A 14,960-nucleotide genomic window follows, 5' to 3' on the forward strand; every position below is an offset into this window, starting at 1 on the left:
CGTGTCGCTCTGTACGCGGACCGCGGCTGGCCCCTACTCCCCAACGCGCCGGTGGTGCGTCGGAGTTCCGCGGCCGGATGGCACGATCAAACCGTGCCCCCTCATGTCAGCGCCAGCCCTCGTGCCCACCGAATCGCCGCCCTCGGGCTGTCCGGCCTGCTCGCCGTCACGCTCGGGGCGTGCTCGTCGAACAGCGGCCAGGCCCTGCCCGCGCCGGCGACCGAATCGCACGCACCGGTGGGGCCGGTGCCCGCGGGGCTGGAGCGCTTCTACGGCCAGAGCATGACCTGGGCCGACTGCGCACCCTACGCGACCTCGGACGACGCGCAGTCCGCCTTCCGGGCGCAGGGCATCCAGTGCGCGCGGCTCACCGTCCCGCTGGACTATGACAAACCGGACGGACAGACCATCAAGCTCGGCGTGCTGCGGCACAAGGCGACCGATTCGGGCGCCCGGATCGGCTCGCTGGTGGTGAACCCGGGCGGCCCCGGCGCGTCCGGCATGGTCGCGGCCGCGGGCCTGCTCGACCAGGTCGGCAAGAACGACCTCGGCAAGCGCTTCGACCTGGTCGGCTTCGACCCGCGCGGGATCGGCGCCAGCGAGCCGCAGATCCGCTGCCTCACCGACAAGGAGCGCGACGCCGACCGCGCGGACGACAGCGAGACGGACGGCTCGCCCGCCGGCGTCACGAAGCAGGAGACGCAGGAGAAGGACTTCGCCGCCAAGTGCGCCCAGCGCACGACGTACGGCGCCGACATGCTCGCGCACGTCGGCACGCGCGACGTCGTGAAGGACATGGACGTGCTGCGCTCGGTCCTCGGCGACCAGAAGCTGACCTACCTGGGCTACTCGTACGGCACGCGCATCGGCTCGACGTACGCGGAGGCGTTCCCGCAGAACGTCCGCGCGCTGGTCCTCGACGGTGCCGTCGACCCGGACCAGAGCCCGGAGGACTCGCTGATCGCGCAGGGCCAGGGCTTCGGCACGGCGTTCGGCGAGTTCGCCAAGTGGTGCGCCGCCCGGCAGGACTGCGCGCTGGGCCCGGACGCGGCCGGCGCGGTTCAGGCGTTCCAGGCCCTGACCCGGCCGCTGATCGACTTCCCGGTGCCGGTCGGCGACGGCCGCAAGCTGTCCTACGAAGACGCCACCACCGGCGCGATCCAGGCGCTCTACCAGCAAAACCTCTGGGAGTACCTGAACACCGGCCTGAACGAGCTGAAGCAGCAGCGCGGTTCGACGCTGGAGAAGCTCGCGGACATCTACAACGAGCGCGGCGCCGACGGCCGCTACGGCACCACGCAGGACGCCTTCACCGCCATCCGCTGCGTCGACGACCCGCGGGTCACCGATCCGAAGCAGATCCTCGACGGCCAGGAGAAGTACGTGCACGTCGCCCCGTTCCTGGACGACGGCCGCCAGGCCAGCGCCGCTCGCGACGCCTGCGCGTTCTGGCCGGTGCCGAACACCTCGCAGCCGCACGAGCCGAACGTCGCCGGCCTGCCGAAGACGCTCACCATCTCCACCACGAACGACCCGGCCACGCCGTACCAGGCGGGGGTCAACCTGGCGAAGGCGCTGAAGGGCTCGCTGCTCACCTTCGAGGGCACGCAGCACACGGTGTTCCTGCAGGGCAACTCGTGCGTGGACAAGGTGGGCGTCGCGTACCTCCTGGACGGCACGACGCCGGCCGACGGCACGCGCTGCGCCGGGAGCTGACGGTGCGACGCCTGGCCGCCGTGGTGGCAGTGGCCCTCGCGGCCACGGCGTGCTCGGCGTCGCCCGCTCCCTCCCCGTCGCCGTCGTCGAAGCCCGGCCCGGACCCGATGGACCGGTTCACCACCCAGCAACTCGCGTGGGGCCCCTGCGCCGCGTACGGGCAGGACGACTTCGAGAAGCAGGCGTACGCGGATAAATCGCTCGAGTGCGCAAGCCTCACCGTGCCGTTGGACTACGCGAAGCCGACCGGCGAGACGGTCACCGTCGGCCTGCTTCGGCACCGCGCGACGGACGCCGCGAAACGCGTCGGCGCGCTGGTCGTCGACCCCGGCGGGCCCGGCGGCTCCGGCATGATGGCGGCCGCGTCGCTGGTCAAGCCGGCCGGCGACCTGGCGAAGGAGTTCGACTTCGTCGGCTTCGATCCGCGCGGCGTGCATGCGAGCCGGCCGCGGATCACCTGCCGCTCCGACGCCGAGCAGGACGCCGACCGCTCGTCCGACATCGAGAGCGACAATTCGCCCGCGGGTGTCGAAAAGCAGCTCGCCGAGGCGAAGTCGTACGGCGCCTCTTGCGTGGCGCACACCGGCGCGGAGTTCCTCGCGCACGTCGGCACCCGCGAAGTCGTACAGGACCTCGACGTGCTGCGCGCCGCCCTCGGCGAGCCGAAGCTGACCTACCTCGGCTACTCCTACGGCACGCAGATCGGCTCCGCGTATGCCGAGGCGTACCCGGCCCGCGTCCGCGCGATGGTCCTCGACGGCGCCATCGACCCGGCTCAGGACCTCCCGCGTTCGTTGATCACGCAGACCGCGGGCTTCCAGGACGCGTTCACGGAATTCGCGAAATGGTGCGCCCCGAGGTCAGGCTGCCCGCTCCAGGGTGACGCCACCGCCGCGTTCCAGCGGCTCGTCCGTCCGCTCGTGGCCAAGCCGGTCCCGGCTCGTGGCGGGCGGAAGCTTTCCTTCGAGGACGCCATCACCGGCGTCACCGCCGCGCTCTATTCGCGGCAGCGCTGGGGTTACCTGGCCACGGGCCTGCAACAACTGTCGCAGGGGCAGGGCGGCAATCTGCTGGACCTCGCCGACAGCTACTACGAGCGGGACCAGCAGGGCCACTACAGCGGAGAGATCGACGCGTACTTCGCCGTGCGCTGCGTGGACTTCGCCCGGGTCACCGACCGTGCGGCCATCGACTCGGCGCACGCGCAGATGGTGGCGGGCGCGCCGTTCCTCGCGGGCGGCACGCCGGACACGAGCGAGCTGGACATCTGCTCGAGCTGGCCCGTTCCGCCGACGTCACGGGCGCATCAGCCGGCCCCGCCGCGCGGCCTGCCGAAGGTGCTGGTCGTCTCCACCACCCACGACCCGGCGACGCCGTACCAGCAGGGCGTCGACCTGGCGAAGGACCTGGGCGCCGCGTTGCTCACCTTCGAGGGCACGCAGCACACGGCGTTCCTGAGCGGCAGCGCCTGCGTCGACAAAGCCGTCGGCGACTACCTGCGCGCCGGCACCGCGGTCGACGCCCGCTGCGCCTGACCGGTCGGCGCGGGAGCCGCCTGGTCCTGCTGCGAAAGCGTCACCTCGAACATCACCGGGCTGTCCCGTTCGGTAGCTGGCGGCACCTGCAGCCAAAGCCGCGCGAAACGACGCGGCTCGCTCGCGGTCACCCAGACCTTCACCAGGACGGCGTCGTGGATCTGCGGCAGCAACCGGGTGGCCACAGCGGCGGGCACGGACCCGCCGACGCGGTAGGCGTCCACGCCGTTCAGCGTCTCGCGGATCTCCGTGCGCGCCCCGGACACGGCGCCGAGCAGCTGCGCCAGACTGCCGTTCGCACCAAGGAAACCGGCCACCTTGAACGGCGAGGTCCCGGTCCACGATTGGCCCGACGGGTCCTTCGTGGTGGCGGTGTCCCCGTCGACCACGAAGCTGAACTTGTGGTCCTGCGCGCCGTTCTGCACCTGGGCCTGTCCGGTCGCGTAGCCGCCGCCGGACAGGGTCGCGTCGCCGTCCAGCTGCCGCAGCGGCAGGCCGGGCAGGACGCCGTTCACGTCGATGGCGAAGTGCAGGCTCCGGACGTCGGAGAACGTGGTTTTCGCGGCGCCGAGCAACTCGCCGCCGGCCGGCAGTGGGGGTGACGCTGAGCAACTGCCGACCAGCCCGAGGAGCAGCAGCGCCGGCAGGAACCGTCGGCAGCGCATGCGGACGAGCCTACTCGGGTGGCCCGATCTTTTCGGACAGTGTCCTTCAGGCCACTGTCGAGCGGCGTGTCGACGAACCAGACTCACCTGCTGTGACCGTCGAAACCCGTCCCGCTCCCCGTGTCCACCGCGCCTGGTTCGTGGCGGCCGCCGCGTTCGTCGCGCTGCTCGCCGCCGCCGGCTTCCGCGCCGCGCCCAGCGTCCTGATCGACCCGCTGCACGAGGAGTTCGGCTGGTCGCGCGCGACGATCGGCGCCGCCGTCTCGGTCAACCTCGTCCTGTACGGCCTCTTCGCCCCCTTCGCGGCCGCGCTCATGGAGCGCTTCGGCATCCGCCGCGTCGCCGCGACGGCGCTGTTCGTGGTCGCGCTCGGCGCCGGCGGCACGGTGTTCATGAACACCAGCTGGGAGCTGATCCTCTGCTGGGGCGTGCTGGTCGGCGCCGGCACGGGCTCGATGGCGATGAGCTTCGCCGCCACGGTCACCACCCGCTGGTTCGTCCGCCACCGCGGCGCCGTCACGGGCGTGCTGACCGCCGCGGGCTCGACCGGGCAGCTCGTTTTCCTGCCGATCGTGGCCACGCTCGCCGTCAGCAACGGCTGGCGCACGGCGTCGCTGGTCATCGCGATCGCGGCGCTCGCCGTGGTCCCGGTCGTGCTGCTGGTGGTCCGCGACCACCCGGCGGACATCGGCACCACCGCGCTCGGCGCGCCGGCCGACGCCGAGGTGGCCCGCCCGGCTCCGAAGGGCGGCTCGGCCCGCCGCGCGCTCACCGTGCTCTTCCAGGCCGCGCGCACGAAGTCGTTCTGGCTGCTCGCGATCGGCTTCGCCATCTGCGGCGCGACGACCAACGGCCTGGTCGGGACCCACTTCATCCCCGCGGCCCACGACCACGGCATGCCGCAGACGACGGCCGCGAGCCTGCTCGCGCTGGTCGGGGTCTTCGACGTGGTGGGGACCGTCGCGTCCGGCTGGCTCACCGACCGTGTCGACCCGCGGCTGCTGCTCGGCGTCTACTACGCGCTGCGAGGCGTTTCGCTGGCGCTCCTGCCGCAGCTGCTCACGAACTCCGTCCAGCCGAGCATGTGGGCGTTCATCCTTTTTTACGGACTCGACTGGGTGGCCACGGTCCCGCCGACGGTCGCGCTCTGCATCCGGTCGTTCGGCGAGGCGGGCCCGATCGTGTTCGGCTGGGTCTTCGCCTGTCACCAGGTGGGAGCGGCCTTCGCCGCTTCGGCGGCCGGCGCGGTGCGCGACCAGCTGGGCGATTACGCGCTGGCCTGGTACGTCGCGGCGGGCCTGGCGGTGATCGCGTCGGTGGCCTCGGTGTCGATCACCCGATCCGGGAAACGCGAGCTCACTTTCGCGTAGTGCGGGGGAGTTCACGCAGAACCGACACTTCCGGCGCGTCGCGAAACATCCCGTTAACACGCTCTGGTTAGGGTGCGGCCATGGATCGCCAGCAGGAGTTCGTGCTCCGTACCTTGGAAGAGCGCGACATCCGTTTCGTCCGGCTCTGGTTCACCGATGTGCTGGGGTTCCTCAAGTCCGTCGCGGTCGCGCCCGCCGAACTGGAGGGCGCCTTCAGCGAGGGGATCGGGTTCGACGGTTCGGCCATCGAGGGCTTCGCCCGGGTCTACGAGTCCGACATGGTCGCCAAGCCTGACCCGTCGACCTTCCAGGTGCTCCCGTGGGAGACGCCGGAAGGCGGGCCGTACTCCGCGCGCATGTTCTGCGACATCGCGATGCCCGACGGCTCGCCGTCGTGGGCGGACCCGCGGCACGTGCTGCGGCGTCAGCTGTCGAAGGCGGGCGAAGCGGGCTTCACCTGCTACGTGCACCCGGAGATCGAGTTCTTCCTCCTCGCCAACCTCCCCGACGACGGCAGTGAGCCGGAGCCCGCCGACAACGGCGGCTACTTCGACCAGGCCAGCCACGCGACGGCCACGCACTTCCGCCGCCACGCCATCGAGACCCTCGAGGCGATGGGCATCTCGGTGGAGTTCAGCCACCACGAGGGCGCGCCCGGCCAGCAGGAGATCGACCTGCGCTACGCCGACGCCCTGACCATGGCCGACAACGTGATGACCTTCCGCTACGTGGTCAAGGAGGTCGCGCTGACGCAGGGCGTGCGGGCCACGTTCATGCCGAAGCCGTTCACCGACCAGCCCGGCTCGGGCATGCACACGCACGTCAGCCTGTTCGAGGGCGACCGCAACGCGTTCTACGACGCGGAGGACCCGTACGAGCTGTCGGAGACCGGCAAGGCGTTCGTCGCGGGGCTGCTGCACCACGCCAAGGAGATCTCCGCGGTCACGAACCAGTGGGTGAACTCGTACAAGCGCCTGATCCACGGCAGCGAGGCGCCGACCACGGTCTCGTGGGGCCGCGCGAACCGCTCCGCGCTGGTCCGGGTGCCGATGTACTCACCCGGCAAGGCGTCGTCCCGGCGGGTGGAGATCCGGACGCTGGACTCGGCCTGCAACCCGTACCTGGCCTACTCGGTGATACTGGCCGCGGGCCTGAAGGGGATCGAGAAGGGCTACGAGCTGCCGCCGCCGTCGGAGGACAACATCTGGCAGCTGTCGGACTCCGAGCGGCGCGCCGCCGGTTACGCGCAGCTGCCGCAGAACCTCGGTGAGGCCCTCGCGGAGATGGAGAAGTCGGAGCTGCTGCCGGACGCGCTGGGGGAGCACGTTTACGACTTCTTCCTGCGGAACAAGCGCGTCGAATGGGACAACTACCGGAGCGCGGTCACCCCGTACGAGCTCCGCACGCTCCTCCCGGTGCTCTGATGGGGCGGCGGCCGGTGTTCCGAATCCTTTCGGCGCTGGTCGCCGCACTCGGCGTCGCCGCGATGACGGCGCCGGCGGCCTCCGCGGCGTCTGCCGGGCCTGGCGGGTTGGACCTCGACTCCACCGACATCCCCGCGCTCCAGGCGCGGATGGCGTCCGGCCGGCTCACCGCGGTGAGCCTGACCAGGGCGTACCTCCAGCGGATCCGGGCCGTGGACCCGTGGGTGAACGCGGTGCTGGCGCTCAACCCGACGGCGCTCGCGCAAGCCGCCGCCAGCGACGTCCGGCACCGCACCGGCCGCGTCCGCGGGCCGCTCGACGGCATCCCGGTGCTGGTCAAGGACAACGTCGACACCCGCGACCAGCAGACGACGGCCGGTTCACGCGCGCTCCGCAGCCGTCCGGCGGCCGACGCCACGCTGATCACCCGCCTGCGTGAAGGCGGCGCGGTGATCCTCGGCAAGGCGAACCTGTCCGAATGGGCGAACTTCCGCGCCGAGAAGCCGACTTCCGGCTGGTCGGGCGTCGGCGGGCAGACGCACAACCCGTACGTGCTGGACCACAACCCGTGCGGGTCGTCCGCCGGTTCCGCGGCCGGCGTCGCCGCTTCGCTCGCGCAGGTCGCGATCGGCAGTGAGACGGACGGCTCGATCGTCTGCCCGGCCGGCATGACCGGGACCGTCGGGCACAAGCCGAGCCTCGGGCTGGTCAGCCGCACCGGGGTGGTGCCGATCTCCGCTGAGCAGGACACGGCGGGGCCGATCGCGCGCCACGTCGTCGACGTCGCGTTGACGCTCTCGGTCCTGCAGGGCCGAGACCCCTCCGATCCCGCGACAGCCCTGTACCCACCGACGCAGCCCACGGACTACGCGAAGCTGCTTCGCCCGGGCACGCTGCGCGGCGCGCGGATCGGGCTCTGGCGCCTGCCCGTACTGGGCCCGGACACCGACGCGATCATGTCGCGGGCGAAGGATTCGCTGGTCAAGGCCGGTGCCGACGTCGTCGAGGTGACCCTGCCGTACCAGGACCGGCTGGGGGAGCTGGAGTTCCCGGCGCTGCTCACGGAGTTCCACCGCGACATCGACGCGTACCTGGCGAAGCGCCCTTCGGGCCCGCGGAATCTCGCCGACTTGATCGCGTACAACCGCGCCGACCCGCTCGAGCGGACCTGTTTCGCCGGCCAGGAGCTGTTCGAGCAAGCGCTGGCCGCGCCCGGTCCGGACGACCCGGGATACCGCGCCGGCCGGGCGGAGCTGTCGGACCTCGCGCGCCGTTCCATCGACGAGACGCTGGCGAAGTACCAGCTCGACGCCATCGCGTCGCCGACGAACCCGCCCGCGTGGAAGACCGATTGCGCCAAGGGCGACAACGACGTGATCCCGTCCTCGACCCCGGCGGCCGTCGCGGGCTACCCGGACGTCACCGTGCCGGCCGGGTTCGCCGGGCCGCTGCCCGTCGGGATCTCGTTCATGGGCGCCCGGTGGTCCGACGGCCGGATGCTGGCGTTGGCCGCCGACTTCGAACGCGTCGCGCCGGCCCGCGTGCCGCCGAGCTACCTGCGCGAGCTGCCGTCAGGCTCCGTTTCTGGGTCCTGACCTGCGGCGATGGCGTTAAGTGACCCCCCTGTTTTCGGAGGGTTCCAGGCCATGTAATCTTCTCTTCGTCGCCAGGAACGCCGGGCTGGCGGGGCCGAAAGCCCCACGGGCCAGGCGCCAGGGCCGAGCGGGTTGACACCGCGAAACGGACCAGGTAACGTTCAGCGTCGGCCCACGAGCGGCCGCCGACTCCCTACGACTAACACCGTAGGTACAGGCATGCTCGACCAAAAGTTTATGAATATCGCTTGAAGCAATTAAGTGTGTTGCTTGAGAACTCAACAGTGTGCTAGTGAACTAAGCCAGTAGAGCTTATATGAAACCCCCTCGTCGGGGTTTCCTTTGAGAATGATTGAGAAAATGGTCTCGATCGAACTGTTCATTGTTGGAGAGTTTGATCCTGGCTCAGGACGAACGCTGGCGGCGTGCTTAACACATGCAAGTCGAACGCTGATCCGGTTTCGGCCGGGGATGAGTGGCGAACGGGTGAGTAACACGTGGGTAATCTGCCCTGTACTCTGGGATAAGCCTTGGAAACGGGGTCTAATACCGGATATCACATCTCCTCGCATGGGGGGTTGTTGAAAGTTCTGGCGGTACAGGATGAACCCGCGGCCTATCAGCTTGTTGGTGGGGTAATGGCCTACCAAGGCGACGACGGGTAGCCGGCCTGAGAGGGTGACCGGCCACACTGGGACTGAGACACGGCCCAGACTCCTACGGGAGGCAGCAGTGGGGAATATTGCACAATGGGCGAAAGCCTGATGCAGCGACGCCGCGTGAGGGATGACGGCCTTCGGGTTGTAAACCTCTTTCGCCAGGGACGAAGCGCAAGTGACGGTACCTGGATAAGAAGCACCGGCTAACTACGTGCCAGCAGCCGCGGTAATACGTAGGGTGCAAGCGTTGTCCGGAATTATTGGGCGTAAAGAGCTCGTAGGCGGTTTGTCGCGTCGGCTGTGAAATCTGGAGGCTTAACCTTCAGCGTGCAGTCGATACGGGCAGACTTGAGTTCGGTAGGGGAGACTGGAATTCCTGGTGTAGCGGTGAAATGCGCAGATATCAGGAGGAACACCGGTGGCGAAGGCGGGTCTCTGGGCCGATACTGACGCTGAGGAGCGAAAGCGTGGGGAGCGAACAGGATTAGATACCCTGGTAGTCCACGCTGTAAACGTTGGGCGCTAGGTGTGGGCGACATCCACGTTGTCCGTGCCGTAGCTAACGCATTAAGCGCCCCGCCTGGGGAGTACGGCCGCAAGGCTAAAACTCAAAGGAATTGACGGGGGCCCGCACAAGCGGCGGAGCATGTGGATTAATTCGATGCAACGCGAAGAACCTTACCTGGGCTTGACATGCGCCAGACATCCCCAGAGATGGGGCTTCCCTTGTGGTTGGTGTACAGGTGGTGCATGGCTGTCGTCAGCTCGTGTCGTGAGATGTTGGGTTAAGTCCCGCAACGAGCGCAACCCTTATCCTACGTTGCCAGCGCGTGATGGCGGGGACTCGTGGGAGACTGCCGGGGTCAACTCGGAGGAAGGTGGGGATGACGTCAAGTCATCATGCCCCTTATGTCCAGGGCTTCACACATGCTACAATGGCTGGTACAGAGGGCTGCGATACCGCGAGGTGGAGCGAATCCCTTAAAGCCGGTCTCAGTTCGGATCGCAGTCTGCAACTCGACTGCGTGAAGTCGGAGTCGCTAGTAATCGCAGATCAGCAACGCTGCGGTGAATACGTTCCCGGGCCTTGTACACACCGCCCGTCACGTCATGAAAGTCGGTAACACCCGAAGCCCATGGCCCAACCCGTAAGGGAGGGAGTGGTCGAAGGTGGGACTGGCGATTGGGACGAAGTCGTAACAAGGTAGCCGTACCGGAAGGTGCGGCTGGATCACCTCCTTTCTAAGGAGCACAACACATCCACCTGGCCGGGATACCCGGACCAACCATGGTGGAGTGGGCACGGTTTAACACCCGCCTGTGGTGTTGCCGCGCTTGCTCAAGGAATTGTGGAACTACTGGTCTAGGTGTTCAGGTGGTGACTGCGGTCGCCGGCGAGTACTGCACATGCTCTTCGGGGTGGGTGCGTGGAAAGTCGGGTTTCCGGGTCGGGTCTGGGCATGTTCACTTGGCACGCTGTTGGGTCCTGAGGCAACACACTGTTGTTTCTGGTGTGGTGTTTGAGAACTGTAGAGTGGATGCGAGCATCTTTGTGGTCAAGTTGTTAAGGGCACATGGTGGATGTCTTGGCTTCAGGAGCCGATGAAGGACGTAGGAGGCTGCGATAAGCCTCGGGGAGCTGTCAACCGAGCTGTGATCCGAGGATTTCCGAATGGGGAAACCCAGCACCAGTGATGTGGTGTTACCCGCCGGTGAATATATAGCCGGTGTGGAGGGAACGCGGGGAAGTGAAACATCTCAGTACCCGTAGGAAGAGAAAACAACCGTGATTCCGTGAGTAGTGGCGAGCGAAAGCGGAAGAGGCTAAACCGATTGCATGTGATACCTGTCAGGGGTTGTGTAGTCGGTGTTGTGGGACCCACCTTGAAGAAACTGACATTTTTTCGAAGTCACGCATGAGTTAGTGGAACCGCTTGGGATGGCGGGCCGGAGTGGGTGAGAGCCCCGTACGCGAAAGCTTGTGTTGTGGTTTTTGGTGGTGTTCCCGAGTAGCAGCGAGCTCGTGGAATTTGCTGTGAATCTGCCGGGACCACCCGGTAAGCCTAAATACTTCCTGAAGACCGATAGCGGACTAGTACCGTGAGGGAAAGATGAAAAGTACCCCGGGAGGGGAGTGAAAGAGTACCTGAAACCGTGTGCCTACAAGCCGTCAGAGCCGTAATAAGGTGATGGCGTGCCTTTTGAAGAATGAGCCTGCGAGTTAGTGCTGCGTGGCGAGGTTAACCCGTGTGGGGTAGCCGTAGCGAAAGCGAGTCTGAATAGGGCGTGTGAGTCGCGTGGTCTAGACCCGAAGCGGAGTGATCTACCCATGGCCAGGGTGAAGCGACGGTAAGACGTCGTGGAGGCCCGAACCCACTTAGGTTGAAAACTGAGGGGATGAGCTGTGGGTAGGGGTGAAAGGCCAATCAAACTCCGTGATAGCTGGTTCTCCCCGAAATGCATTTAGGTGCAGCGTCACATGTTTCACCGCGGGGGTAGAGCTACTGGATGGTCTAGGGGCCTTACCGGGTTACCGAAATCAACCAAACTCCGAATACCGTGGTGTGAGAGTGTGGCAGTGAGACGGCGGGGGATAAGCTTCGTCGTCGAGAGGGAAACAGCCCAGAACACCAGCTAAGGCCCCTAAGTGTGTGCTCAGTGGGAAAGGATGTGGGATTGCCCAGACAACCAGGAGGTTGGCTTAGAAGCAGCCACCCTTGAAAGAGTGCGTAATAGCTCACTGGTCAAGTGGTCCTGCGCCGACAATGTAGCGGGGCTTAAGCACACCGCCGAAGCTGTGTCATTGACACAATAGATCCGCTTGGACTCTTGAAGTCCTTGTGTAGTCGTGTTGATGGGTAGGGGAGCGTCCTGCATCCAGGGAAGCGGCCGTGTGAACGAGTCGTGGAGGGTGTGGGAGTGAGAATGCAGGCATGAGTAGCGAATGCAGAGTGAGAAACTCTGCCGCCGGATGACCAAGGGTTCCTGGGCCAGGCTAATCCGCCCAGGGTAAGTCGGGACCTAAGGCGAGGCCGACAGGCGTAGTCGATGGACAACGGGTTGATATTCCCGTACCCGAGCATGTGCGCCCATGACGAGGCGTTTGATACTAACCACCCAAAGCCGCTCAGCGAAGCCTTCGGGCTTAGGTGGGTGTGTGGAGCGTGGGACCTGATTTCGTAGTAGTCAAGCGATGGGGTGACGCAGGAAGGTAGCTCCGCCAGGCGATGGTTGTCCTGGTGTAAGCGTGTAGGCCGGAACATAGGCAAATCCGTGTTCCATGAGGCTGAGACGTGATGCGTAGCCGTTTGAGGCGAAGTAGAGTGATCCTATGCTGCCGAGAAAAGCCTCTAGTGAGTGCATGCACGGCCCGTACCCCAAACCAACACAGGTGGTCAGGTAGAGAATACTAAGGCGATCGGGTGAACTGTGGTTAAGGAACTCGGCAAAATGCCCCCGTAACTTCGGGAGAAGGGGGGCCAAACATCCTGAAGCTTTTTACAGGCTAGGGGTGGGTGGCCGCAGAGACCAGCGGAAAGCGACTGTTTACTAAAAACACAGGTCCATGCGAAGTCGCAAGACGATGTATATGGACTGACGCCTGCCCGGTGCTGGAACGTTAAGAGGACCGGTTAATCCCTTCGGGGGTGAAGCTGAGAATTTAAGCGCCAGTAAACGGCGGTGGTAACTATAACCATCCTAAGGTAGCGAAATTCCTTGTCGGGTAAGTTCCGACCTGCACGAATGGCGTAACGACTTTCCGGCTGTCTCAACCACAGGCCCGGCGAAATTGCACTACGAGTAAAGATGCTCGTTACGCGCGGCAGGACGGAAAGACCCCGGGACCTTTACTATAGTTTGGTATTGGTTTTCGGTTCGGCTTGTGTAGGATAGGTGGGAGACTGTGAAGCGGTGACGCTAGTTACTGTGGAGTCGTTGTTGAAATACCACTCTGGTCGAATTGGGAATCTCAACCTCGGACCATGATCTGGTTCAGGGACAGTGCCTGATGGGTAGTTTAACTGGGGCGGTTGCCTCCTAAAGAGTAACGGAGGCGCCCAAAGGTTCCCTCAGCCTGGTTGGCAATCAGGTGTTGAGTGCAAGTGCACAAGGGAGCTTGACTGTGAGACAGACATGTCGAGCAGGGACGAAAGTCGGGACTAGTGATCCGGCACCACCTGGTGGAAGGGGTGTCGCTCAACGGATAAAAGGTACCCCGGGGATAACAGGCTGATCTTGCCCAAGAGTCCATATCGACGGCATGGTTTGGCACCTCGATGTCGGCTCGTCGCATCCTGGGGCCGGAGTAGGTCCCAAGGGTTGGGCTGTTCGCCCATTAAAGCGGCACGCGAGCTGGGTTTAGAACGTCGTGAGACAGTTCGGTCCCTATCCGCCGCGCGCGTAGGATACTTGAGGAAGGCTGTCCCTAGTACGAGAGGACCGGGACGGACGAACCTCTGGTGTGCCAGTTGTCCCGCCAGGGGCATGGCTGGTTGGCCACGTTCGGAAGGGATAACCGCTGAAGGCATCTAAGCGGGAAGCCTGTTCCAAGATGAGGTATCCCACCCCATGTGGGTTAAGGCCCCCAAGAGACCATTGGGTTGATAGGCCAGAAATGGAAGCACAGTAATGTGTTGTCGAGTTGACTGGTACTAATAGGCCGAGGACTTGCCCACGAAGATGTTACGCATCCACTCTACAGCTCTGAAACACCACACCGACACCCTGAAGTATGGGGTGGGTGTGTGTTGTTTCGTAGTGTTTCGGTGGTTATAGCGCCAGGGAAACGCCCGGTCCCATTCCGAACCCGGAAGCTAAGCCTGGTAGCGCCGATGGTACTGCAACCGAAGGGTTGTGGGAGAGTAGGACGCCGCCGAACTCAACGTGAAACAGTAGGGCCCCGGTCGAGAACCTTCAACGGTTCTCCCGGGGCCCTACTGCTATTTCAGCACCTTTTCCCGGGCTGCGACCCGCCTCAGGTCGGACGCTCGACCGGCAGGCCGGCCAGCTCGAGGCCACTCGTCGGCCCGCAGACCTCCGGGAAGGCGGTCGGCATCGCGGCGGCGACAACGCACTAGCGCACACCGGCCGCAGCGAGGTCGGCGAGCGTTGGGGCGGTCGGGCAGGGTCAGCGTGTCCGGAGAGGGCCCGAGTGGTCACCCCGGCACAGCCCTCGCCGGTGCTCCGTACCCTGGAGGCGTGACTCGTCTGCTGATCATTCAACCTGACGTCAGCGATCCGCTCAGCCGGCTCGGCGACTGGCTCACCGAGGCCGGGGCCGAGCTGGACGTTCGACTGCCGCCGGGGCAGGAGCTACCCGCCAGCCTTGACGGCTACGCGGGCGTCGTCTGCCTCGGGGGTGGTATGGGCGCGCTCGACGACGCGGACCATCCCTGGCTTGCCGACGTGCGGAAGCTCCTCAGCGCCGCCGCGGCGGCCTCGCTGCCGACGCTCGGGATCTGCCTCGGCGCGCAGCTGCTCGCGGCGGCCACCGGGGGACAGGTCGTCGTCGGTGAAGATGGGCCGGAGGTCGGGCCCGGGCTTGTGTCCAAGAAGGACGCCGCCTGGACCGATCCGCTGTTCGCCGACCTCCCGCTGATGCCCGACGTCATGCAGTTCCACAACGACGTGATCAAGCGCCTGCCGGCGGGCGCGGAGCTGCTCGCGTCGGCGCCGCGTTACCAGAATCAGGCGTTCCGGCTGAACCGGTGCGTCTACGGGGTCCAGTTCCACATCGAGACCACGCCGGACGTCGTGCTCGCGTGGGCCGAGGCGGAGCCGGAGATGGCTGAACTCACCCGTCCGGGCGCACTGGAGCCGGAGAAGCTGACCACCGTGCACGCGGACATCGAGGAGACCTGGCGGCCGTTCGCGTCCCGGTTCGTCCAGTTGGCCGCGGGAGAGCTGGACGCCGCGGCGGAGAGTCAACACCGGTTGCCGATGGCTTGACGCCTGATGTCCACATCACTAACGCCGCGTTAACGATTCACCTGATC

7 protein-coding genes and 3 rRNA genes are annotated in these 14,960 nt (G+C 65.9%); 9 read left to right on the plus strand and 1 reads right to left on the minus strand.

The window, feature by feature from the left end:
• The first annotated feature begins 147 nt into the window (after positions 1–147).
• Positions 148–1,716: an alpha/beta hydrolase gene (locus OG371_RS21725; RefSeq protein WP_329073241.1), complete on the plus strand. Its 1,569-nt coding sequence runs from the start codon at positions 148–150 to the stop codon at positions 1,714–1,716.
• 2 nt (positions 1,717–1,718) lie between these two features.
• Positions 1,719–3,251, plus strand: coding sequence for an alpha/beta hydrolase (locus tag OG371_RS21730; RefSeq protein ID WP_329071983.1), 1,533 nt, complete (start codon positions 1,719–1,721; stop codon positions 3,249–3,251).
• Here the strand turns inward: OG371_RS21730 and OG371_RS21735 are convergent.
• Positions 3,209–3,916, minus strand: coding sequence for an LppX_LprAFG lipoprotein (locus OG371_RS21735; RefSeq protein ID WP_329071985.1), 708 nt, complete (start codon positions 3,914–3,916; stop codon positions 3,209–3,211). The genes OG371_RS21730 and OG371_RS21735 overlap by 43 nt on opposite strands.
• A gap of 92 nt (positions 3,917–4,008) precedes the next feature.
• Here OG371_RS21735 and OG371_RS21740 point away from each other — a divergent pair, with 92 nt between their 5' ends.
• The 7 genes from OG371_RS21740 to OG371_RS21770 all read left to right on the plus strand — a co-directional run bounded on the left by OG371_RS21740 (position 4,009) and on the right by OG371_RS21770 (position 14,913).
• A complete protein-coding gene (locus OG371_RS21740) occupies positions 4,009–5,286 on the plus strand; it encodes an MFS transporter (RefSeq protein ID WP_329071987.1) in 1,278 nt (425 codons plus the stop codon).
• Between the two features lie 80 nt (positions 5,287–5,366).
• The gene (gene glnA, locus OG371_RS21745; RefSeq protein ID WP_091629784.1) at positions 5,367–6,710 is read left to right on the plus strand and encodes a type I glutamate--ammonia ligase; all 1,344 of its coding nucleotides are present in this window, start codon (positions 5,367–5,369) and stop codon (positions 6,708–6,710) included.
• A complete protein-coding gene (locus OG371_RS21750; protein ID WP_329071989.1) occupies positions 6,710–8,305 on the plus strand; it encodes an amidase in 1,596 nt (531 codons plus the stop codon). Before glnA ends, OG371_RS21750 begins: the two co-directional genes overlap by 1 nt.
• Before the next feature lie 382 nt (positions 8,306–8,687).
• Positions 8,688–10,206: ribosomal RNA gene (locus OG371_RS21755) — 16S ribosomal RNA — on the plus strand.
• Between the two features lie 312 nt (positions 10,207–10,518).
• Positions 10,519–13,640, plus strand: a 23S ribosomal RNA gene (locus OG371_RS21760).
• Positions 13,641–13,726: 86 nt separating this feature from the next.
• Positions 13,727–13,843: ribosomal RNA gene (gene rrf, locus OG371_RS21765) — 5S ribosomal RNA — on the plus strand.
• The 16S, 23S and 5S rRNA genes sit together here, the layout of an rRNA operon.
• Before the next feature lie 320 nt (positions 13,844–14,163).
• The gene (locus OG371_RS21770; protein ID WP_329071991.1) at positions 14,164–14,913 is read left to right on the plus strand and encodes a type 1 glutamine amidotransferase; all 750 of its coding nucleotides are present in this window, start codon (positions 14,164–14,166) and stop codon (positions 14,911–14,913) included.
• The last annotated feature ends 47 nt before the right edge of the window (positions 14,914–14,960 follow it).

The sequence above is a fragment of the Amycolatopsis sp. NBC_01480 genome (genome assembly GCF_036227205.1).
GTDB lineage: Bacteria > Actinomycetota > Actinomycetes > Mycobacteriales > Pseudonocardiaceae > Amycolatopsis.